20 protein-coding genes are annotated in these 20,795 nt (G+C 58.8%); 12 read left to right on the top strand and 8 right to left on the bottom strand.

What is annotated here, in order from left to right; genetic code table 11:
- The first annotated feature begins 255 nt into the window (after positions 1 to 255).
- On the top strand, positions 256 to 696 hold the full coding sequence (locus MKP05_RS18735) for a YtoQ family protein (protein WP_110285508.1): 441 nt from the start codon (positions 256 to 258) through the stop codon (positions 694 to 696).
- A gap of 212 nt (positions 697 to 908) precedes the next feature.
- On the opposite strand, the gene MKP05_RS18730 is transcribed toward MKP05_RS18735, so the two are convergent.
- A complete protein-coding gene (locus MKP05_RS18730; RefSeq protein ID WP_240569660.1) occupies positions 909 to 1,601 on the bottom strand; it encodes an NAD(P)/FAD-dependent oxidoreductase in 693 nt (230 codons plus the stop codon).
- A gap of 156 nt (positions 1,602 to 1,757) precedes the next feature.
- On the bottom strand, positions 1,758 to 3,251 hold the full coding sequence (amaB, locus tag MKP05_RS18725) for an L-piperidine-6-carboxylate dehydrogenase (protein ID WP_240569659.1): 1,494 nt from the start codon (positions 3,249 to 3,251) through the stop codon (positions 1,758 to 1,760).
- Positions 3,252 to 3,375: 124 nt separating this feature from the next.
- Between amaB and gcvA the strand changes: the two genes are divergently transcribed.
- The 5 genes from gcvA (at position 3,376) to MKP05_RS18705 (ending at position 7,460) form a co-directional block, all read left to right on the top strand.
- On the top strand, positions 3,376 to 4,272 hold the full coding sequence (gene gcvA / locus MKP05_RS18720) for a transcriptional regulator GcvA (RefSeq protein ID WP_240569658.1): 897 nt from the start codon (positions 3,376 to 3,378) through the stop codon (positions 4,270 to 4,272).
- A gap of 18 nt (positions 4,273 to 4,290) precedes the next feature.
- Positions 4,291 to 5,127 (top strand): MOSC domain-containing protein, encoded by an 837-nt coding sequence (locus tag MKP05_RS18715; RefSeq protein WP_240569657.1) that lies wholly within the window; start codon positions 4,291 to 4,293, stop codon positions 5,125 to 5,127.
- 272 nt (positions 5,128 to 5,399) lie between these two features.
- Positions 5,400 to 5,525, top strand: a complete 126-nt coding sequence (locus MKP05_RS21840) for a hypothetical protein (protein ID WP_276316683.1) — start codon at positions 5,400 to 5,402, stop codon at positions 5,523 to 5,525.
- Positions 5,518 to 6,477: an arsenic resistance protein gene (locus tag MKP05_RS18710; RefSeq protein ID WP_240569656.1), complete on the top strand. Its 960-nt coding sequence runs from the start codon at positions 5,518 to 5,520 to the stop codon at positions 6,475 to 6,477. Before MKP05_RS21840 ends, MKP05_RS18710 begins: the two co-directional genes overlap by 8 nt.
- A gap of 137 nt (positions 6,478 to 6,614) precedes the next feature.
- The gene (locus MKP05_RS18705) at positions 6,615 to 7,460 is read left to right on the top strand and encodes a hypothetical protein (protein WP_240569655.1); all 846 of its coding nucleotides are present in this window, start codon (positions 6,615 to 6,617) and stop codon (positions 7,458 to 7,460) included.
- A gap of 379 nt (positions 7,461 to 7,839) precedes the next feature.
- Here MKP05_RS18705 and MKP05_RS18700 read toward each other — a convergent pair whose 3' ends face one another.
- From MKP05_RS18700 to MKP05_RS18690, 3 genes are all read right to left on the bottom strand, one after another.
- Positions 7,840 to 8,640, bottom strand: a complete 801-nt coding sequence (locus MKP05_RS18700) for a sulfite exporter TauE/SafE family protein (protein WP_240569654.1) — start codon at positions 8,638 to 8,640, stop codon at positions 7,840 to 7,842.
- A gap of 154 nt (positions 8,641 to 8,794) precedes the next feature.
- Entirely contained in the window at positions 8,795 to 10,282 is a 1,488-nt protein-coding gene (locus MKP05_RS18695) for a CoA-acylating methylmalonate-semialdehyde dehydrogenase (protein ID WP_240569661.1), read from the bottom strand.
- 127 nt (positions 10,283 to 10,409) lie between these two features.
- Positions 10,410 to 11,186 (bottom strand): alpha/beta fold hydrolase, encoded by a 777-nt coding sequence (locus MKP05_RS18690; RefSeq protein WP_240569653.1) that lies wholly within the window; start codon positions 11,184 to 11,186, stop codon positions 10,410 to 10,412.
- A 234-nt stretch (positions 11,187 to 11,420) separates the two neighbouring features.
- Between MKP05_RS18690 and MKP05_RS18685 the strand changes: the two genes are divergently transcribed.
- The 6 genes from MKP05_RS18685 (at position 11,421) to MKP05_RS18660 (ending at position 18,568) form a co-directional block, all read left to right on the top strand.
- Entirely contained in the window at positions 11,421 to 12,110 is a 690-nt protein-coding gene (locus MKP05_RS18685; RefSeq protein WP_240569652.1) for a GntR family transcriptional regulator, read from the top strand.
- Entirely contained in the window at positions 12,089 to 13,687 is a 1,599-nt protein-coding gene (locus MKP05_RS18680) for an aldehyde dehydrogenase (protein ID WP_240569651.1), read from the top strand. Before MKP05_RS18685 ends, MKP05_RS18680 begins: the two co-directional genes overlap by 22 nt.
- Positions 13,688 to 13,752: 65 nt before the next feature.
- Positions 13,753 to 14,553: an ABC transporter ATP-binding protein gene (locus MKP05_RS18675; RefSeq protein WP_240569650.1), complete on the top strand. Its 801-nt coding sequence runs from the start codon at positions 13,753 to 13,755 to the stop codon at positions 14,551 to 14,553.
- Between the two features lie 2 nt (positions 14,554 to 14,555).
- Entirely contained in the window at positions 14,556 to 15,449 is an 894-nt protein-coding gene (locus tag MKP05_RS18670) for an ABC transporter permease (protein WP_240569649.1), read from the top strand.
- A gap of 30 nt (positions 15,450 to 15,479) precedes the next feature.
- Positions 15,480 to 16,520, top strand: coding sequence for an ABC transporter substrate-binding protein (locus MKP05_RS18665; RefSeq protein WP_240569648.1), 1,041 nt, complete (start codon positions 15,480 to 15,482; stop codon positions 16,518 to 16,520).
- A gap of 641 nt (positions 16,521 to 17,161) precedes the next feature.
- Positions 17,162 to 18,568 (top strand): esterase/lipase family protein, encoded by a 1,407-nt coding sequence (locus tag MKP05_RS18660; RefSeq protein ID WP_240569647.1) that lies wholly within the window; start codon positions 17,162 to 17,164, stop codon positions 18,566 to 18,568.
- Positions 18,569 to 18,609: 41 nt separating this feature from the next.
- Here MKP05_RS18660 and MKP05_RS18655 read toward each other — a convergent pair whose 3' ends face one another.
- From MKP05_RS18655 to MKP05_RS18645, 3 genes are read right to left on the bottom strand one after another with little or no spacing between them, the layout of a single operon-like run.
- Positions 18,610 to 20,055 carry a patatin-like phospholipase family protein gene (locus MKP05_RS18655; RefSeq protein ID WP_240569646.1) on the bottom strand — a complete coding sequence of 482 codons (1,446 nt, stop codon included), beginning with the start codon at positions 20,053 to 20,055 and terminating at the stop codon, positions 18,610 to 18,612.
- Complete coding sequence (locus MKP05_RS18650) at positions 20,052 to 20,282, bottom strand: hypothetical protein (protein WP_110285498.1); 231 nt, start codon at positions 20,280 to 20,282, stop codon at positions 20,052 to 20,054. Before MKP05_RS18650 ends, MKP05_RS18655 begins: the two co-directional genes overlap by 4 nt.
- A gap of 45 nt (positions 20,283 to 20,327) precedes the next feature.
- Positions 20,328 to 20,777 (bottom strand): hypothetical protein, encoded by a 450-nt coding sequence (locus tag MKP05_RS18645; protein ID WP_240569645.1) that lies wholly within the window; start codon positions 20,775 to 20,777, stop codon positions 20,328 to 20,330.
- Between the last annotated feature and the right edge of the window lie 18 nt (positions 20,778 to 20,795).

Genomic DNA, 20,795 nt, shown 5'->3' with positions numbered 1-20,795 from the left:
GTGCTGATCGCCCACGACGACGTGGTGGTGGAGTCCGGCGACCACGTGATCCTGTTCGTGATCGACAAGCGCCGCCTGCGCGACGTGGAGCGGCTGTTCCAGGTCGGCCTGACCTTCTTCTGATGGCCGCCGCGACGAGATTCCGCGCGGTGCCGGGCAGTGCCGGTGGTGTAGCCATGAACATGGAAGCAATTTCCGTAAACACGAGGCGATGGGCTATCATGTCGCCTCCCATTCATCATCTGGAGCCCCCACATGAGCTTTTACGTCTATCTCTCCGGCGAGATCCACACCGACTGGCGCGACGAGATCCGCCGCGGCGCCGAGGCCGCCGGCCTGGACATCGTCTTCACCTCGGCGGTGACCGACCACGACGCCAGTGACGCCGCCGGCGACCACCTGGGCGAGGAGAGTCAGCCGTTCTGGCGCGACCACAAGTCGTCCAAGGTCAATGCCATTCGCACCAAGACGCTGATCGAGCAGAGCGACCTGGTGGTGGTGCGCTTCGGCGACAAGTACAAGCAGTGGAACGCGGCCTTCGACGCCGGCTACTGCGCGGCCCTGGGCAAGCCCTACGTCACCCTGCACGGCGAGGAGATCATCCATCCGCTCAAGGAGGTCGACGCCGCGGCCATGGCCTGGGCCACCACCACCGACCAGGTGGTCGAGATCCTGCGCTACGTCACCCGGGCCTGATCGTTTCGGTCGCCGCGGCAGCGTTCCGGTGATCGGCGACCGGCTCGCGTTTGGGAAGGCCGCCGCGCTACTCTGCCAACGTTGGCGGGCCCTGCGGCCTCCCGACGAATTTCTCGATGATGGCGCTGAGCCGAATATTCCTTCTTTGCCTTCGATGACGGCTTTCACGGGCGCACCCTGGCGGCCCTGAACCTGAACGGCAAGGTCAAACCCTACAAGAGTGGCCTGGGGACGCTGCCGTTGTCGGTCGTCACCCGCCAGTCATCCCCCTCGCTGGCGACGGCGGTGGCGGCAGTGTGGGTATGCAGGTGGGCGCCGGCCTCCTTGGCGGCGCGCGCCAGGCCCCGAGTGTAGGCGGTGGGGTTCAGGGTGCCGGCCCGGTGGTCGAGCAGGGCGCGGCGGATGCGCCGGGTGCCCACGCGTTGTCGGCAGGCGTCGTCCTCGAGCAGCTCCACGGGGGCGCCGCGTCGCAGCCACTGCTCGGCGCGGCGCACGAGTTCCTGCTCGCCCTTGCCATTGTGGGCCAGGTGCAGGGAACCGGTGCGGGTCGCCTGGCAATCGATGCCGTGGCGCTCGATCAGCGAAAAGACATCCGCGGGCGCGCCGCCGAGCACCGCGTTGGCGCGCTCGCCGATCTCCTCGCCCAGGGCCTCGAGGATGTCATCCGGCGGAATCCACAGTCCCGCGTTGACCAGGCCGACGTTGCGTCCCGAGGCGCCGGTGGGTATGTCGCCTGCCTCGATCAGGGTCACGCCGACGCCCATCTCGGCGAGATGCAGCGCGGTACTGAGCCCGGTGATGCCGCCACCGATGACCGCCACCTCGGCGGTGTGGTCGCCCAGCAGCGGGGCCAGCTTCAAGGGGGGGGCCGGCGACGTGTCATGCCAAAGACAACGCTCTTCCATGATGACTCCCGTGCCTGGACCGGTTGCCGAAGGCCTCGTCGAGCGGCTACGTCACTGCTCTCTTGCCAGAGGCTTTGACATTGGTATTTCCCCGAGAGGGTGTGTGTCCGCCAATAGGCCGCTGCCAGGGGCGGCGACCCGTTCGCCCCGGTGGTATCAGTCGAACTTGATGCCCTGGGCCAGGGGCAGCTCCCTGGAGTAGTTGACGGTGTTGGTCTGGCGACGCATGTAGGTCTTCCACACATCGGAGCCCGACTCGCGGCCGCCACCGGTCTCCTTCTCGCCACCGAAGGCGCCGCCGATCTCGGCGCCACTGGGGCCGATGTTGACGTTGGCGATGCCACAGTCGCTGCCGACGGCGGAGACGAAGGTCTCGGCCTCGCGGACGTCGGTGGTGAAGATGCACGACGACAGCCCCTGGGGCACGTCGTTGTTCAGGGCGATGGCCTCGTCGAGGTCGCGGTAGCCGAGCACGTAGAGGATCGGCGCGAAGGTCTCGTTCCTGACCAGCTCGTCCTGGGCCTCGACTTCGACGATGGCCGGTGCCACGTAATACCCCTCGGGGTGTTGCTCGCCCAACTGGCGCTCGCCGCCGAACACCTTGGCGCCCTGCTCGCGGGCCTGGGTCAGCACCGCCTGCATGGCATCGAAGGCCTGGCGGTCGATCAGCGGGCCGACCAGGCTGCCCTCCAGGGGGTTGCCGATGGAGATGCCGGCGTAGGCCTGTTTCAGGCGCTCGACGACCTCCCCACGGATGGACTCATGAACCACCAGTCGGCGCAGGGTGGTGCAGCGCTGGCCGGCGGTGCCCACCGCCGAGAACAGGATGGCACGCACGGCCATGTCGAGGTCGGCACTGGGGGTCAGGATCATGCCGTTGTTGCCACCCAGCTCGAGGATGCTGCGCCCGAAGCGCGCGGCGACACGGGGACCGACTTCGCGGCCCATGCGGGTGCTGCCGGTGGCGCTGATCAGGGGCACGCGGGGGTCGTTGACCAGCCGTTCGCCAGGCTCGTGCTCACCGATGATCACCTGACTGAGATGCTCGGGAGCGTCATCGCCGAACTCGGCCATGGCGCGTTCCAGCAGCGCCTGGCAGGCCAGGGCGGTGAGCGGCGTCTTCTCGGAAGGCTTCCACAGCAGGCTGTCGCCGCAGACCAGCGCCAGGGCGGCGTTCCAGGCCCAGGGGGCGACCGGGAAGTTGAAGGCGGTGATCAGGCCTACCGGGCCCAGCGGGTGCCAGGACTCGCGCATGTGGTGGCCGGGGCGCTCGGAGGCGATGGTCAAGCCGAAGAGCTGACGCGACTGGCCCACGGCCAGGTCGCAGATGTCGATCATCTCCTGAACTTCGCCGAGGCCCTCCTGGAGGATCTTGCCGCACTCCCAGGTGACCAGCGCACCGAGATCCTCCTTGTGGCGACGCAGCTGGTCGCCGAATAGCCGGACCAGCTCGCCGCGGCGCGGGGCGGGGACCTCGCGCCAGGCCAGGAAGGCCTGCTGGGCGGCGTCGATGGCGGCGTCGACCTGGTCGGGGGTGGCGGGCGTGAGGCGGCCGATGACACTGCCGTCAATGGGGGTGGTGACCACCAGGTCGCCCTGCTGATACTGCTCGGAGGCAACGCCGAGGCGCTGCATGATAGCGTCGATCATTCTTTCTCCTATCGTGGTCGTCAGTGGATCATGTGAATGCAGTATCACTAGGGTGGTGAAGCGCCAGCAAACGATGTTTAATCCAAACATCATTCCATATGTTCATGACCCCTGGGTGGCCATCATGAGTCGACCGCACCTCCCTTCCCTTGCCGGCCTGCAGTGTTTCGACGCGGCCGCCAGGCACCTGAGCTTCACGCGGGCCGCCGACGAGCTGAGCCTGACCCAGAGCGCGGTGAGCAAGCAGGTCGCCCAACTGGAGTCGATGCTCCAGCATCCCCTCTTCAGGCGCGTACGGCGGCGCCTGCACCTGACGCCGGAAGGGGCGGTGTATCTCAACGAGGCGCGCAAGATCCTCGCCCATGTGGAGATGTCGACGCGCTACATGCAGTCATATGGTGGCAAGTCCGATGTCCTGAACGTGGCTACCTTGCCGACCTTCGGGGCACGCTGGCTGATTCCGCGTCTCAATGGCTTTCGCTATCGCCATCCCGATATCAACCTGAACATCGTCAATCGATCCGAGCCCTTCGACATGGAGGAGGAGCGGGTCGAGGTGGTGTTCTTCTTTGGCCATGGGGCCTGGCCGAGAACGGAATGCATCAAGATACTGGATGAGGAGATGGTGCCGGTCTGCGCTCCCGCCATCCTGAACGGGGTGGCCATCGATGAGCCGCTGGACTTGACCCGACTGGTGCTGCTGCAGAGCGCGACTCGCCCGGAGGCCTGGCATGACTGGTTCGAGGCCCAGCAGCAGTATACCGAACACAGCTATCATGGCCCGCGGTTCGATTCCTTCTATATGGCGTTGAGAGCCGCCCAGGCGGGCTGTGGCGTCGCCTTGCTTCCCCACTTTCTTGCCCAGGAGGAGCTCGAGGAGGGCAAGCTGGTCATTCCCTGGGGCTTCCGCTTGAAAAGCCGGGACGCCTATTACATGGCCTACCCCGAGCATATGGCGGAAGTGGGCAAGGTCCGCTCATTCGTGGATTGGATCCATGATAAAATTCAACGGGTTCAGTGACGGTCCAGGGAGTCGAGGATGCGCATCACCCAGCTCAACATCTATCCGGTCAAGTCGCTGCGCGGCATCGCCCTCGAGCAGGCGACGCTGGGCCCACGCGGGCTCGCCCTCGATCGTCACTGGATGGTCGTCGACGATGTCGGCCGCTTCGTCACCCAGCGCCAGCTGCCGCGCATGGCCCAGGTGGCGGTGCGCCTCGACGCCGACGCCCTGGTGCTGGAACACCCCGAGGTCCCGCCGCTGCGGATCGCGCTGGCGCGGGACGACCAGCCGCGGATCACCACCCATGTCTGGGAGGACCAGTGCCAGGGCCTCGACGAAGGCGCCGAGGCCGCCGACTGGCTGGGCCGGGTGCTGGGTGACTGGAAGGGCAGCGGCCTGCGGCTGGTGCGCTTCGCGCCGGATCAGCAGCGCCGCGTGGACCCGCGCTACCAGCAGGGCGAACAGGCACATACCGCCTACGCCGATGGCTTTCCGTTCCTGGTGACGGCCGAGTCGTCGCTGGCAGTCCTCAACGAGGTGCTCGAGGCCAAGGGCGCGGGCGTGGTACCCATGGCCCGTTTCCGGCCCAATATCGTCGTCGAGGGCAGTGTCCCCTTCGCCGAGCACGGTTGGGAATCCCTGGCCGGCGATGGCTATCGACTGGGCATGCGCAAGCCCTGCCAGCGCTGCAAGATCATCACCCTCGATCAGCGCACGGGGGAAGCGCTCGAGCCGAAGGAGCCCTTACAGACGTTGGCCGGCATGAGCCTGGCGCCGGGGGCCTACTTCGGTCACAACGCCACCCTGCTGGCCGGCGAGGGCCGGACGATCCGGGTGGGGGATACGCTGGAAGCGGAAACATCGGCTGGTTGAGGTCGATCCGGCGATGGATTATCAGTGCTGGGAGGCCCCAGGGGGTCAGGCCCTGAGGCCTCCCCAGAAATATTTCAGCATTATCAATGTATTGGACATGGGTGAGTGGGAGGCTGCCAGCGCTGCCGGTCCCTATGGGGTCAGACCCCGGCGGCGTCGAATCCGCTCGCAAGACGCACCATGACGGGCTTCGCGGCTTGGCTGGGGTCTGACCCCATAGGGGCAGCTTCGGCGCCTTTTTCGGCGAACAAGCTATCAACGTCGAGAAAAACGTGGGGATTCGTCAGGGGCGGGCCTCGGCTTTTTTCGGCGAACATGCCGCCATCGTCGAGAAATTCGTGGTGTGGCGGGGGAGGTACGCCATGAGCATCATGCTGAAACGCGCCGTCGATGCGTGACCGGCTCGAGAAGTACCAGGTCTTCCTCTACCTGGCGGCGATCCTCGCCGGCCTGGCGGTGGGCACTCACTCACCGGGCAGGGTCGGCGTGCTCGACGCCCTGCTCTGGCCGCTGCTGGCCCTGCTGCTCTATGTGACCTTCACCCAGGTGCCCCTGGTGGGGCTGCATCGTCGGTTGGTGAATGCTCGCTTTCTCGCCGCGGCGGTGCTCGGCAACTTCCTGGTGATCCCGCTGATCGTCTGGGGCCTGGTGCAGTGGCTGCCGGCGGACCCGGCGCTGCGGCTGGGGGTGCTGCTGGTGCTGCTGGTGCCCTGTACCGACTGGTTTCTCTCCTTCACCCACCTCGGCGGGGGCGACACCCCCACCGCCATCGCCTTCACGCCGCTGAGCCTGCTGCTGCAGCTCGCCCTGCTGCCGCTCTACCTCTGGCTGTTCCTGGGCCAGGCGGGACTGGCCGGCCTGATCCAGCGGGAGCTGCTGCTGGCCTTCGGCGGGTTGATCCTGTTGCCGCTGGCGGCGGCCTTCCTCTCCGAGCGCTGGGCCGAGCGGGCGGCGGGGCGCCGGCGGCTGATCGAGGGGCTGGGCTGGCTGCCGATCCCGTTGCTGGCGCTGGTGCTGTTCGCGGTGGCGGCGGGGCAGGTCGATCAGGTGGTCGGTTCCCCGGGGCTGATCGGCTGGCTGCTGCCGGTGTTCGTGGCCTTCCTGGTCATCACGGCACTGCTGGCGCGTATCATGGCGCGGGCCTTCCGGCTGACGGTCGCCCAGGGCCGGGTGCTGGCCTTCAGCTTCGGCTCGCGCAACTCCTTCGTGGTCCTGCCGCTGGCGCTGGCGCTGCCGGCCGGCCTCGAGGCGGCGGTGGTCGTGGTGGTCTTCCAGTCGCTGGTGGAGCTGTTCGGCATGCTGCTCTTCCTGTGGCTGGTGCCGAAGCGGCTGTTTCCGGCGTCGCCCTGACCCGGCTCGCGCCCTTCGTGCCAGCCGGCTGGACTATGCTGATCCATGAAGCGCTGATCCACGAAGCGCTGATCCATTAAGCCCCAGGGCTCCGGGCTTGCGGTGTGTCGGACTGGGAGCCCGCTCCGGGAGGTCCCATGGCGATCACATTGAACGCGGGGCTGCGCCGCGAGTATGAGCGGCTATTCGAGAGCTGTCGCATTCGCCCCGAGCGCATGGCGCAGGTCGAGCGCACCATCGACAAGCTCATCCAGCATCGTTCGCGCTACGAGGCCGTGGCGGCGCGCCGGGGCGTGCCCTGGTGCTTCGTCGCCCTGGTCCACAACATGGAGTCCGGCGGTAATTTCAACTGCCACCTGCACAACGGCGACCCGCTCACCGCACGCACCGTCCAGGTGCCCGCCGGGCGCCCCACGCAGGGCTCACCGCCCTTCACCTGGGAGGAGAGCGCCGCCGACGCCATGGCGCTCAAGCGGCTGGGCGAGCGCACGGACTGGAGCCTGGCGGGCACGCTCTTCCAGCTCGAGAAGTACAACGGCTGGGGCTATCGGCGCCACCACCCGGAAGTGCTGTCGCCCTATCTCTGGAGCTTCTCCGAGCACTACGAGCGGGGCAAGTACGTGGCCGACGGCCGCTGGTCCGATACCGCGGTCTCCAGGCAGTGCGGCGCGGCGGTGGTGCTGCGGCGCATGGCCGAGAAGGGGCTGGTGGACTTCACCGACCAGCCCCGCGTCACCCTCTATGCCGCCACGGATGCGGAGCCCGCCGAGCCCGAGCCGCTGGTATCGCGCCACAGCACCCGCCGCGCGGCCGATGCCAAGCGTGCCGAGAACCTGCAGCGCTGGCTGAACACCTTCCCCGGCATCTTCCTGCGCGTCGACGGCATCCCCGGTGACAACACCTCCGAGGCCTACCGCATCGTGACCGGTGCCTATCTGCCGGGCGATCCCCGGAGAGACACAAGGTTTTGTCAGAAAGTATAATGTTCCAATCTAACATATGCCGTAGCAGCATAGGTGAGGTATGGCAGGACGCTACGAATGATCTTGCCCAGAAAAAGGCGTTACGCTGGCTAAGCCAGCCGCTAGCGCTGCTGGGTGCTATGAGAGCCCTCAATGCGACTGTTACCACGCTTGACTATGCTGCCGTTGGGGAGCCACTGGGGCAGATCCATTATGGATAAAACGCTTATGTCCGCTAACGCGAGACTTCCCTTAATCCAGGTAGAGAGCTCCGGCCAAGTAGCCTCCATTTCGTGCGATTTAGAAAAGATCTCGGAGAGCGCCCATCCCTAGAGAGATGGTCATACTTAAAATTACACTTATTTAAAGCCATATTTTATTACAATAGAATGAGTGGTTATTAAAATACAGCGGCTAGCATCTGGATTGCTAAGGCTAACAACATAAAGGCAAAAACCCGCTTAAGGATAGTTACTGGCAAGAGGTGGGCAAGCTTTGCCCCAATGGGAGCAGTAAAAATACTGAATGGGGCCATAAGCAGTAGGGCAGGTAAATAGACATAACCCAAGGCAACGGCAGGCAAGCCATCGTCGCCCCAGCCATTGAGGGTGTAGCCCAGTGCGCCTGCTAGCGCTATAGGAAGACCAATAGCCGCCGACGTGCCTATAGCATGGGTCACCTTAATATTACACCAAGTCAGAAATGGCACCGTTAAGGAGCCTCCACCGATTGCCACCAGCGCAGAGACACCGCCAATCCCCAGCCCAACGCTGGCAACTCCGACAGGTCCCGGCAACCCTCGGGAGGGCTTGGGTTTGATATTGACTACCATCTGAAGAGACATCAAGGCCATAAAAAAGGCAAAGAAAAGCGCCAACCCACGGGTGGGTACGAATGCGGCGACAAAGGTGGCGAGGAAGGTGCCAGCTAAGATGCCCGGCGTGATAAAGCGTACGATATTCCAATGTACCGCACCATGACGGTGATGGGACCACAAGCTAGCCGCTGCGGAAGGTATAATGGCAGCCATCGACGTGCCTAAGGCTAGGTGGGCTATGTGCTCATGGGGGATACCTTGAAAGACAAACAACGATGTCAGGACCGGTACCATGATTCCACCGCCGCCGATACCAAGCAGGCCTGCCATTAGGCCAACGAAACTGCCCAAGGCTAGGTAAGCCAACCACCATGTGATATCCAAGATTGTAGCTCCTTCGTAGATATTGGTTAGACGTTGGATAAATGCTAATTTATTTTATGAAAATCTTTTAAGCGACCCCGTGGTATTTTTACGACGAGGGCGCATGATTAAAAAATCAATATGCGCCCTTACATACAATGATTGTTAAATTTTATTAATTGGTTGGCATCATAAAGGCATTCGCCTCGGGAATGTCATTAGGCCAGCGAGCTGTTACGGTCTTTTGACGTGTATAGAAGCGGACCCCTTCCATGCCGTGCACGCCATGATCACCAAACAAGGAGCGCTTCCAACCGCCGAAGCTATGGAAGGCCATGGGTACCGGAACAGGTACATTGACACCTACCATGCCAACCTGAATGCGCCGTACAAACTCACGAGCGGCGTTTCCATTGCGGGTAAAAATTGTCGTGCCATTGGCAAATTCGTTTTCATTGATGAGTTGAATTGCACTCTCCATGTCCGGAACACGTACAATTGCCAGAACTGGACCAAAAATCTCTTCTTTGTAAATGCGCATAGAAGGCTTGACGTTATCGAAAAGGCAACCACCTAAGAAGAACCCTTTCTCATGACCCTCTATGTGACAATCACGTCCATCAACCACAAGCTCAGCCCCTTCGCTTACACCAATGCTAACGTAGTTGCTGACTCGTTCGTAATGCTGCCGAGTAACCAACGGCCCCATTTCTATATCCGGAGCTGTTCCTGGACCTACCTTTAACAGACGGGTGCGCTCAGCAAGTTTCTTGGTTAGTGCATCTCCAATATCGCCCACTGCCACAGCGACTGAGATTGCCATGCAACGTTCACCAGCCGAGCCATAAGCTGCTCCAACCACGTTATTGACGGCCAAATCCAGGTCGGCATCAGGCATGACTATCGAATGGTTCTTCGCACCACCTAGTGCCTGCACGCGCATACCATGGGCGGCACCCGTGGAATAAATATATTCGGCAATAGGGGTTGAGCCCACAAAGCTGATTGCCTCGACACGTGGGTCGGAAATAAGTATATCTACCGCCTCTTTGTCACCCTGCACTACGTTAAAGACCCCAGCAGGCAGCCCAGCCTCATGTAACAATTCAGCCATCAAAAGACTTGCAGAAGGGTCTCGTTCCGAAGGCTTGAGTACAAAAGTATTTCCGCAAGCTATGGCAATGGGAAACATCCACATCGGGACCATGGTCGGAAAATTGAAAGGGGTAATCCCCACACATACGCCTAATGGCTGACGCATGGAATAACTGTCAATGCCGTTACCGACCTGCTCGGAGAACTCTCCTTTCTGTAAATGGGGTATCCCACATGCGAACTCAACTACTTCTATGCCACGGGTAACTTCACCGCGTGCATCTGACAATACTTTTCCGTGCTCCTTGGTTATAAGCGCTGCAAGCTCATCAGCGTGGCGCTCAAGAAGATCCCTAAAGCGGAACATCACGCGGGCACGGCGTAGTGGTGTTTGGTTAGACCAATTAGAAAGGGCTGCTGCTGCGCTGGAAATTGCACGCTCTACCGTATCGCGACCTGCCATTGGGACACGTCCAATGACTCTCCCTGTAGTTGGATCATAAACGTCACTAAAACTCTCTCCCGTGATGTCAGGCTCGCCTGCAATAAAATGCTTCAATGTTGTCACGTCATTCTTGTTGGCATCCATCAATCTCTCCAATAACTTGCTTGTTATTCTAAGGCTGGCATAAGATCTTGCTACGCCAGGATAAGAAGCTGCAATATTAAAAATATCTTATATATAACTTGGTTGTTTAAAAAAAAGTCTCAATAAGCTCCAGGAACTGTTGGGGTTTTTGAATCTGAGGAGCATGGGCGCAGTCGGAAATCTCATGATAACGAGCATTTGGCAAATATTCGGCTAATTCTTGGCATATGGGAGGTGGAGTCGCAACATCGTACTCACCGGCAATAACTAGTGCCTCATTACGAACTTCTGGAAGTGAAGATCTAAGATCGAGACTAGCCAAAGTCTGGCAAGCAGTGATGAAAGCTTGGGGATCAGTGCGGAGTAGCACCGAGCGGCATGCATTTACCAATTCAGGATTAGCCTCGATATAGTCCTCTGTAAAAAGGCGACGAGCAGAGGCTTCTAAAACGGCTTCCATTCCCCCCTGCTCAACCATAGCCGCCATACTGCGGAAAGCGTCCCGCCCTGCTTCAGGGAATTTTGCCCCAGTATCCGCTAATAGTAAGCGTCCGCAGCGCTGCCCGTATCTCGCTGCAAAGGCGCTAGCTACAAAACCGCCGAAGCCATTACCAACCACATCAGTATCTTGCGGTAGGTTGAGGGCTTCGAAGGCAATAGCGATCCAATCAGCATAGTTCCAGATTCCCCACTCGACAGGGGAGGAGGCACCGAAGCCAGGAAGGCTAAATAGCGTCACTCGGTAATTGTGTACAAGCGCAGGTAGTACGCGATCGTAAGCGCTTCTATCTGTCAGTAACGAGTGCAGCATCACAAGGTCGTGCCCCTGCCCAACCTGAGCATACTCAATCGTTACCCCATTTCCGGTCTTGATTGTTGACATTGTGGTCCTCGGTCGTGTCTATCGGCAACATCAGAACGAGTCGCCCCATGGCAATCTAGGATACCAGAGATCAAAAATCCACATAAAAAATACATCAAGAATCTCACGTAACGTGTCTACCTGTTGGCCACTACGGTAATAAACCATATATATCAGCATGATAAAGAAAGCTAGACATGGCGCAAGATATGTGTCTATACTCAAGGTCACAGTTCCTGAGATATCACGAAAGCCATGGAAGCACTACATAGCACACCAAGCTCAGCAGAACCCAAGACAGGCCTGATCCGTGAACAGGTGCATAAGACGCTTCGGAGAGAGATCCTGAGCTGCAGCCTCAGGCCTGGGGAAGAGCTGCGGGAGAAAGAGCTCGCGACCCGTTTTGAGGTAAGCAAATCGCCTGTGCGGGATGCTTTGCAGAAACTTGAGAGGGAGGGGCTGGTGTCTGTCGAGCCAAGGCAGGGATACCGAGTGACACCAATTTCATTAGCGGATGCAAAAGATATGTTTGTGTTCCGAACTGTTATGGAAAGCGGTTGCATTAAGGAGGCTGTCCGGCACGCAAGCGATACTGACTTGAAGAGACTCGACCAGTTTCGACAGTTTACTAGTACAGAAAATATTGCCGACGACTTTATTAAATACAACAACGACTTTCATTCAGCGGTAGCAGCATGCTCTGGCAATGCCCGTATGGCTCAAACTTCGCGCACGCTTATAGACCATATGGGGCGTTTGATATATCTAAGCCTCAGCGTGATACAGGGGCGCGAACCCCAAGAGTTGGTAAACGAGCATTGCGAAATTATTGATGCTATGCAAGATAGAAATGGTCGACTAGCATGTCGTCTTGCTAGAAGCCATGTCGAAGAAGCAGAGAAAAGGGTAATAAAAGCGCTAGAGTGGAATATGATTATCCCTTAGTATGCGTCATTGATAAGGAGTTAACAAATATTATGGAAACTATTAACACTGAAACGCCCGTTGGATTGGACCAGCAGATTCCTATTCGAGGCCTTTACATCGACGGTAGAGAGGTTGACGCAACTTCAGATGAACTTATTGAGGTAAGAAACCCTTCTACAGGTGAGGTAATCGCTTGTATCCAACATGCTCAAGAAGAGGATGTTGATAGAGCCATGAAAAGCGCGCGACGAGCGTTCGAGAGTCCTGAATGGGGCGGCTTATCAGTACGGGCCAGAGCCCGACTAGTGAATAAGTTAGCTGATGCGATGGAAGAGCGTATAGATGAACTCTACCAATTAGAAACAGTTAATAATGGCCGTCCTATAAATGAGACACGAGCCCAGGTCAGCCGTCTACCGGATTTTTTTCGCTATAATGCTGGTCTAGCGCTGGCACGTAGAGATTCTGTAATTCCTGTAGAGGGGGATTACCTTAACTATACGCTACGTACTCCGCTTGGGGTGGTGGGTAACTGCACCCCCTTCAACCATCCGCTTATGATCCTTTGTAAGAGCTTGGCACCAGTCTTGGCTTCTGGTTGCGTTACTGTAGTTAAACCATCGGAATATACTCCTCTGACTACTTTCAAGCTTGCTGAAATATTTAGCGATGCAGGCCTTCCGTCAGGAGTGTTTAATGTTGTAACAGGTCTAGGTCATACGACTGGAAAAGCGCTTTCCTCTCACCCAGGTCTTAATAAACTAGTGCTGACCGGCGGCACAGAGGCTGGCCAAATTGCCGGCAGCCTTGCTGCAAAAAACTTTGCAAGTCAAACATTAGAATTAGGTGGGAAAACCCCCGTATTAGTGTTTGATGATTTTGATGTAGACCAAGCCGTCAACTATGCAGCCTTTAGCGCCTTCGTCGGAGCTGGACAGACTTGTATTTGTGGTAGTCGGCACATTGTACATAAAAGCATTTATAACGAATTTGTTGAAAAGTTGGCGAAAAAAACAACTTCCATTCGTATTGGGGATCCTTCGGAACCTGGCACGCAACTCGGACCTGTTATATCCGAGAAACAACGTCAGCGTATAATGAAATATATTGAAGCTGGGCATCAGGATGGCGCGAGACTAGTAGCTGGTGGCCGGATTCCGGATGCGCCAGGGTTAGAAAAAGGTTACTTTGTCGAACCAACTGTATTCGCTGATGTCACACCCACGATGACAATTTTTCAAGAAGAAGTATTCGGTCCGTTTACTAGTATTACTCCTTTTGAGACAGAGGAGGAGGCACTTAGGATTGCTAATGACTCCCCTTTCGGCCTTGCCGGAGCGGTCCGTACTCGCGACGTGCATCGTGCCCACCGAGTTTCTGCCAAACTCAACTGCGGCATTGTCTGGATCAATGATCATCATCGACTTGATCCAGCTTCCCCTTGGGGAGGAGTCAAACTCTCAGGTATAGGTCGTGAAGGCGGAACAGAATCTTTTGATGAGCACTTTGATGTTAAAAGTGTCATGGTATCTACTGATGAGCGTCCGGATTTCGATTGGTATCGAGATAATGTATCCAAACGCCGTCTAAACTAGGGAGAAGCGTTGAGCCAGCTATGGTTCGACGCGGCAATATCATAAATACAACAGGAGAAATCGCCGTGTTACAAGCACAAGCAGAGCCGTTAGATAAACCAGAATCATTTGAAGCGAACATTGCTATACAGGGTCGTGCGGTAGAAAAATGCTTTGGTGATGTGGTTGCAGTAGAGGGCGCCAACTTCGAAATTCCGGCCGGGTCTTTCGTTTCCATTGTTGGTCCCAGTGGCTGCGGAAAATCTACACTTTTACGCATGATGGCTGGGCTGATTCCTAAGACTTCTGGTTCGCTAACTGTTCACGGGCGAGAGGTAGAAGACCCCCGAGAAGATGTTGGTGTGATGTTTCAGCGGCCAACATTGCTGCCATGGAAAACTTCACTAGATAACGTATTATTACCCACTCAGCTCAAGCGTAAGCCAACCGAGGATGATGCCGAGCGGGCTATGGACCTCCTCCGGCTAACAGGGCTAGACGATTTTTGTTTTAACTTTCCAACCCAACTCTCTGGCGGTATGCAACAACGTGTTGCACTAGCACGATTACTCAATATAGGTGCTGATATTCTACTGCTAGACGAGCCATTTGGTGCGCTCGATGAGTTCACCCGTGAGCGCCTTAATATCGAGCTTTCCCGTATTGTTAGGGAAGTAAATGCGACGGCTGTGTTTGTAACTCACAACATTGCAGAAGCTATCTTCCTTGCCGATTATGTAATGGTGATGACGCCACGACCTGGCCGTCTCGCAGATGTTGTCAAGGTGCCGTTTGGTCGGCCCCGTGATATCAGCCTGATGCGGGATCCAGAGTTTAATGACATGATCGGTCATGTTCGTTCCATACTCGGCGTTGAGGAGGTTTAGTAATGGGCTCCAATACTCTAAACAGTGATAAAAAAGGCACTGTAGCTAGCCGCAGCGTGCGTCATATAGCACTGCTAGTTTCTTTAATGCTCGTTTGGGAAGCTTTGGTCGCTATAAACTGGATAGATCCTCTGGTTCTTCCTTCTCCTTCTTCAATAGTTGCAGCTACTTGGGATATAGCTATTAGTAGCGGCTTAGTATGGAGCCATTTTGGTATAACTCTCTATGAGGCAGTTGTTGGATTTATCATTGGATCTATTTTTGGTGTTTCATTGGCCATAGCAGCAGCACTGTCCACTCCTTTTCGGCGTTACATATCGCCATATATCGTTGCTCTTCAAGTTACGCCACGAATCGCATTGGCGCCAGTCATAATCGCTTGGCTCGGCTTTGGTACTACACCCATGATCGGCATTGCAGCCCTGGTCTGCTTTTTCCCTCCCTTTGTTAATACTTTAACAGGACTTCTCGATGTCGACTCCGATGTGCTAGAGATGTTTCGATCACTTCGTGCGAGTAAACGTCAAATTTTTCTGAAGGCTATGCTCCCTAATGCTATGCCAATGATCATGGCTGGGCTTAAGACTGCTGTGTCCATGGCGCTTATTGGCGCGATTGTTGGTGAGTTTATCTCAGCAAGTCAAGGTTTAGGTGTGCTCATGCAAAGATTTACATTTGCATTGAACATGTCGGCTTCATTTGCTGCGCTTCTTCTTTTAACCTTAATGGGGCTTATCCTTTTCGCCATTACAGAATGGGCTGACAATAAAATTGTCTACTGGCGCCATGACGAACGCTTAAATGAAATAAGCAAACGTAAATATGAAAATTACAAGAAAAAAAATAATAACACCGGTTCACCATTCCAAGCTGTTGCAGCAAAACGCAACGCATAAGCAGAGCAATAAACCAAAGAGGTGCTAACCATGATCCGTAAGCCGCTCATACTAACAGCTGCACTCTGTAGCACTATCGCTGTAAGCTCCACTGTTACAGCTCAAGAAGTTACCGAAATAGACCTAATTATGCCCACGCCGAGATCCAACCTTTTCTACCCGCTGGTGGTCGGTGAGGCACTAGGCTATTTCAAAGATGAAGGTGTTAAGGTTAACCTTCTGCCGTCTGCAACTACTGTGCCTTATGTATCTTTCCTGTCGAATGGAAATGCTGACATCGCTATGCTAGACGGTCCTCAGACCTACCAGGCTGTCGATGCTGGCACTACCCTTAAAGTCATTTACGAAGCGCAACAGACAGCACCTGAAGGCGTTGTTACTTCTGATAACCTTGATGTTAACGGTATCGAGGACCTGGTTGGGACTACGGTAGGGCTCGTAACCGACCGTGATCGTGCCACACTTGCCATGACACTAAATCACGTTGGCCATAGTCTTGATGATGTAGACATGGTGGTACTAGGTGATGGAGGACCAACATTAGCGAATGCTCTTAAGAAAGAGCAGGTAACAGCTATTGCCGGAGCATTGCCTGACTGGATTGCTCTGCAGGCGAATGGCCTCACCCTCCTTGATATCACTCCAAAAGAAATGGCTGAAACTCCAGCTAACTCTTTCGTGGTCCTTGAAGATAAAATTGAGGAAATGGGCGACCTCTATGAGGGGTTTTTGAGAGCTTGGTCTAAAGGTGCCTATGTTACTTCTGTCGATGAAGAAGTTATTGCTTCTATGATGGCCGAGGCCGTGCCTGAGGAGTGGCAAAACCCTGAATTCGGTCAAAACTACCTTGATGGTGCGATGCCTCTCAACTACCCCGTTACTGAGCGATTTGGTGAACTTCGTCCGGATTCCTGGGAAAAAGTCCAAGCTGAGATGATTCGTGTTGATGAGCTCAGTGAGAACCATGATGTGAGCTCATTCCTTGAGCCACGCTTCATAACGGCGGCTAACGACTTCGACAAGGGTAAGGTCGAAAACGACGTTGCAGAGTGGCGTAAAAACAATATGTAAATGTTGTGCCGGGCGCCTGTTGGCGCCCGGATGCTATCTATAGTAAGAACTATTTCAAAACCACAGCAAAGAGGGGCTTAAATCATAAGATGACTTGCTTATTCCGAAGTTGAAGCGAAAAAATCCTTCACGGCTTTGTCCAGGCCGGAAAGTTCCTGCGCTCGGCCATACGGCGTTAAAAATCAGCTCAAAGTACTCATTTACACCCCGTAAACTCCGCTTTGGACTCGCGGCATCCCTGTCGCTCGCTCTTCGAGCAGCGGAGCTTCCCAAATCGTCAATCCTGACGATTTGTCGCCGATTTTTGCCTTGTGACCCACACGGATGTGGGAAATGCGTGGGCCCGTAGGGAACGGGCCTAGCCCTGACCATCGCTCGTCGACTTTCAGACATAACCAAGATTTTGTATTCCAGGGGGAAGCCCGGGATGCGGGTCTTGCCCAGCCCCACCTTGCCCCGCCGGGACGACATCCGGCCCGGCTAGCGCTTCGCGTCACCTGCATGTGACGCCTCGTCGGGCCCTCCGGGAGTGGCGCGATCTCGACTAATCTGTAGGGAAACTGGCGTCTAGGCGCCGGCCCGGACGAGACGAGGCGCCCGCCCGGCATGGGCAGGGCGGCCACCGACAGGGAGGCAAGCACATGGCCGAGCGCCCACTGATCATGCTGCATGGCTGGAACGATACCGGCGATTCCCTCGACAACCTGGCTCGCCACTTGAGGCGACAACTGGCCGACATCCAGATCTACCGGGTCGCCATCGGCGACTACCTCTCCAAGGATGACGCCCTGCGCTTCGACGACCTCCAGGCCGCCCTGGAACGGGCCTGGACGGAGCACCGGTTGCCCCGTGAAGTGGCCAGCGTGGACGTCATCGTGCATTCCACTGGGGGCCTGGTGATTCGCGACTGGTTGTCGCGTCACTTCCCGCCCGATGCCTCCCCGGTCAAGCACCTGGTGATGCTCGCCCCGGCCAACTTCGGGTCGCCCTTGGCGCACATCGGCCGCTCCATGCTGGGGCGCGTCGCCAACGGCTTCTTCAATCGCCAGGATGGCCAATCGGTGTTCGAGACCGGAGCCCGGCTCCTGAAAGGGCTGGAACTGGCCAGCCCCTTCACCTGGGGGCTGGCCCTGCGCGACCGCTTCACCGATGACGGCATCGGCATGTACGCGCCCGGCCGAACGCTTTGTACCGTCCTGGTGGGTAACACGGGCTATGGCGGCATCCGCTCGGTGGCCAACGAGGAGGGGGGTGACGGCACGGTGCGGATCTCGACCGCCAACCTGAACTGCGCCATGGGGCACATCGCCTTCGACGAGCAGGAACGTGACGGGCGGCGGGTCACGGTGCCGCGGATGGCAGGATGGCGACTTTCCGTGGGACGGACGGCCTTTCGTATCCTCGACGGGCTCAACCACTCCACCATCAAGCTCGACGCCGCTGCCAGCCGGCTTGGCCAGGGCCAGCAGGAGGCGCTTTCGCTCATCGCCCGGGCGCTGACTGTCGAGGACGCGGATTTCGAGGCCTTCTGCGATGACTGCGAACGGGCCAATCTGGACCTGACCCGTGCCCCGGGGGGGCGTCGGGGCAAGGCCGGCTTCCAGAACACCCTGGTGCTGGTCGCCGACCAGTTCGGGGTGCCGGTCACCGACTACATGATCGAGTTCTACGATCCTCGCGACGACCGTCGGGATGGTGGTGCCCTGGCAAGGGCCATCCACGGGAAGGCCATTCAGAAAGTGCATGCTTATCGGGACGACAACGCCTATCGCAGCTTCTACATCGACACGGCCAGGCTGCACGAGGAGGTGACCCGGGCCGGCACCGATCTGGGCATGTCGATCACCGCCGAGCCCATGCTGGATACACGAGCAGAGGCACAGACCCCCGTCGGCTTTCGCACCTTCGCCGATGAGGACATTGATGACCTTCACCTCGATGTGGCCTTGCTGGCGGACTTCTTCCAGCCGCATCGCACCCTGCTGGTGGAGATCCTCATGCACCGTGTCCAGGGCTCGAACGTCTTCCGGCTGCGTGACCAGCGCTGAGCCGTTCCGGCGGGGCCTGTCGATTCCGGCCCGCTTCTCGCTCAGGACGAAGGCGCCGCGCCGGGGGAGGGCGAGGGCACGCCCTGGACGCAGGCCGGTTCGTCGTAGTGGCCGCCGACCAGCGACTGAAAGCAGGGCGAGCGCTCCAGCAGGACGCCGCCGATCCGGCGCAGGTCATCGACCTCCCCGGCGGGCAGGCGAAAGGTGGTGGGCAGGCTCAGGAAGCGCTCCCGCTGCGCCTCGTCCTGGAGCTGGTCGAAGCCGACGTAGATGCGATACAGCTCGACCCGGTGCAGCGCCTCGTCGGGTGGGGCGGTCTCCCGGGAGACCTGCTGGGCGTCGGCTCGGGTGCGCAGGGTCTGGCGCAGCAGCTCGACCGTATCGAAGGAGTAGTTGGCCATGGGCGTGGTGGCGATGTTGCTCACCACCTGGGTCAGCCCTGGCGCCCGGGGCGAGGTGTCGAAGTCCGGCACCTGCTGGGTCTTGGCGTCGACGACGATGACCACCAGCTTGTCGATCTGCTCCAGGTTGATCTTGCGCAGCACGCTCCAGGGCACGTCGGTGGAGCGGATGGCAGTCAGCGGGTAGCGCAGGCCGATGTTGTCGGCGACGCCGCCGTCCAGGAGATGCACGTAGCGCCGCTCGGGCGCCTGATAGTCGCGCAGGCTGCGGGCCCGGTAGTAGCGCCGCGGATTCGCCTCCAGGTCGCGCAGGCCGGCCGCGACCCAGGCCGGCTCCCGGTAGTCGCACCGGCCGGGGTAGCTGTTCAGGGCCAGGGGCGTGAACGCCACCGGGAAGTTGGAGGAGGCCGCCACGGCGCGGGAGAGGGTCACGCGGTCCAGGTCGGCGCACATGGGGTCGAACTGGGACTGCACGAAGGTGAACCGCGACCCCTTGGCCATGTCGGTGGCGTTGATCAGCAGGAAGGGCTTGCGGCCCCGGGCCGTCAGGTCGCCGAAGTCGGCGTCGTCGAACAGCAGGTCCTGGTAGACCTCGTCGGCGATGTCGATCCGGCCGAAGGTCTTTGATGCCAGCCGCGCCCAGTTGTAGGGGTTGAACAGCTGGCCCTTTAGCCTGGCCTCGACGTCCCGGTAGAGGAAGTTGCGGTGAAAGCGCCCCTCGGGATCGAAGAGGGCGTCGCCATGCAGGCCGTAATAGGCCGCCGTGAAGCTGCCCCCCGACACCGAGGAGATGACGTCGACCTCGTCGAGCAGGTTGCGCCGCTCGCCGTCGATCTCCACCCAGGCGTCGCGCAGGCGCTCCAGGACGCCATGGGCGAGCGCCGCGGCGCGGGTGCCGCCGCCGGAGAAGGTGAGGATCACGAACAGGTCCTCGTCCTGGCCGGCGTCCGCCAGGTTGGCGTAGCGGTAGCCCGTCGCGGCATCGACCCGCTCCAGCGGTCGGGTCTCGGGAAAGGCGGCGCAGCCGGCGAGCGGCATCAGCGGCAGAGTCGCCGCCAGCATCCAGGCGAGGGTGACGTGTCTCATGTACCTGCGTCCTTGCGGGTGAATTCGAGGATCAGGGGGGCATCCGGGCGCGTGCCCGTGACCAGCAGGTCGAACTGCTCGGGCTGGAAGTTCGGGTGGGTGGGACTGAGCGTCACCACGTGATGGCCCGTCTCGACCTGGCACACCTTGTTGGTCCAGCCCGCTGGCGCGCCGTCGATCCACACGTGGCGCCGGGTGGGAAATACGACCTTGAGATACTGGTCCATGGCGTCCCTCCCTGCCGGGGCAGATGATGACCGAGCGCAGACAGTCTAGGCCTTGTACTCCAGGGCGAAGTCCAGGATGCGGGTCTTGCCCAGCCACACCTTGCCCAGGTAGACCCCGGGCTCGACCTCGCGGATCTCGTCGCGCACGGCCCTGAAGAAGAAGGAGGTGCTCGAGTAGTCGATGACGATGGTCTCCCGGTCGTCCATCCAGCTCGGCGCCCGATAGACCTTGGCGACCACGAAGCTCAGGCTCAGCGGGGTGACCTTGTTGACCAGCACCCCGGCCGAGCCGTCCTCGGCGAACATGTCGAACACCTTGCCCTGCCAGGCGAACAGGCGGGCGAAGTGGGCGTAGGCCCGGGCGAGGGGGCTGCCGGTGACGATGGGCGTGCCGCGGGTGTCGCCGTTGGGGATCGCGCCCGGCTCGGCCCGCCGGTAGAGGTCGTCAAGCTGCTCCCGGGGCATGTCCAGCCATTGCTGCACGGTGGTGCTCATCGCATTTGCTCCTTGCCG

It is taken from the genome of Halomonas flagellata, from assembly GCF_022487945.1.
In the GTDB taxonomy this organism is placed as follows: Bacteria; Pseudomonadota; Gammaproteobacteria; order Pseudomonadales; family Halomonadaceae; genus Halomonas; species Halomonas flagellata.
This window is presented reverse-complemented; position numbering and strand designations above follow the sequence as displayed.

Excerpts from the sequence above, each read along its gene's own strand:
- MKP05_RS18735 (WP_110285508.1), top strand. The coding sequence starts at position 256 with ATGAGCTTTTACGTCTATCTCTCCGGCGAGATCCACACCGACTGGCGC.
- MKP05_RS18730 (WP_240569660.1), bottom strand. The coding sequence starts at position 1,601 with ATGGAAGAGCGTTGTCTTTGGCATGACACGTCGCCGGCCCCCCCCTTG.
- amaB (WP_240569659.1), bottom strand. The coding sequence starts at position 3,251 with ATGATCGACGCTATCATGCAGCGCCTCGGCGTTGCCTCCGAGCAGTAT.
- gcvA (WP_240569658.1), top strand. The coding sequence starts at position 3,376 with ATGAGTCGACCGCACCTCCCTTCCCTTGCCGGCCTGCAGTGTTTCGAC.
- MKP05_RS18715 (WP_240569657.1), top strand. The coding sequence starts at position 4,291 with ATGCGCATCACCCAGCTCAACATCTATCCGGTCAAGTCGCTGCGCGGC.
- MKP05_RS18710 (WP_240569656.1), top strand. The coding sequence starts at position 5,518 with ATGCGTGACCGGCTCGAGAAGTACCAGGTCTTCCTCTACCTGGCGGCG.
- MKP05_RS18705 (WP_240569655.1), top strand. The coding sequence starts at position 6,615 with ATGGCGATCACATTGAACGCGGGGCTGCGCCGCGAGTATGAGCGGCTA.
- MKP05_RS18690 (WP_240569653.1), bottom strand. The coding sequence starts at position 11,186 with ATGTCAACAATCAAGACCGGAAATGGGGTAACGATTGAGTATGCTCAG.
- MKP05_RS18685 (WP_240569652.1), top strand. The coding sequence starts at position 11,421 with ATGGAAGCACTACATAGCACACCAAGCTCAGCAGAACCCAAGACAGGC.
- MKP05_RS18670 (WP_240569649.1), top strand. The coding sequence starts at position 14,556 with ATGGGCTCCAATACTCTAAACAGTGATAAAAAAGGCACTGTAGCTAGC.
- MKP05_RS18665 (WP_240569648.1), top strand. The coding sequence starts at position 15,480 with ATGATCCGTAAGCCGCTCATACTAACAGCTGCACTCTGTAGCACTATC.
- MKP05_RS18660 (WP_240569647.1), top strand. The coding sequence starts at position 17,162 with ATGGCCGAGCGCCCACTGATCATGCTGCATGGCTGGAACGATACCGGC.
- MKP05_RS18655 (WP_240569646.1), bottom strand. The coding sequence starts at position 20,055 with ATGAGACACGTCACCCTCGCCTGGATGCTGGCGGCGACTCTGCCGCTG.
- MKP05_RS18650 (WP_110285498.1), bottom strand. The coding sequence starts at position 20,282 with ATGGACCAGTATCTCAAGGTCGTATTTCCCACCCGGCGCCACGTGTGG.
- MKP05_RS18645 (WP_240569645.1), bottom strand. The coding sequence starts at position 20,777 with ATGAGCACCACCGTGCAGCAATGGCTGGACATGCCCCGGGAGCAGCTT.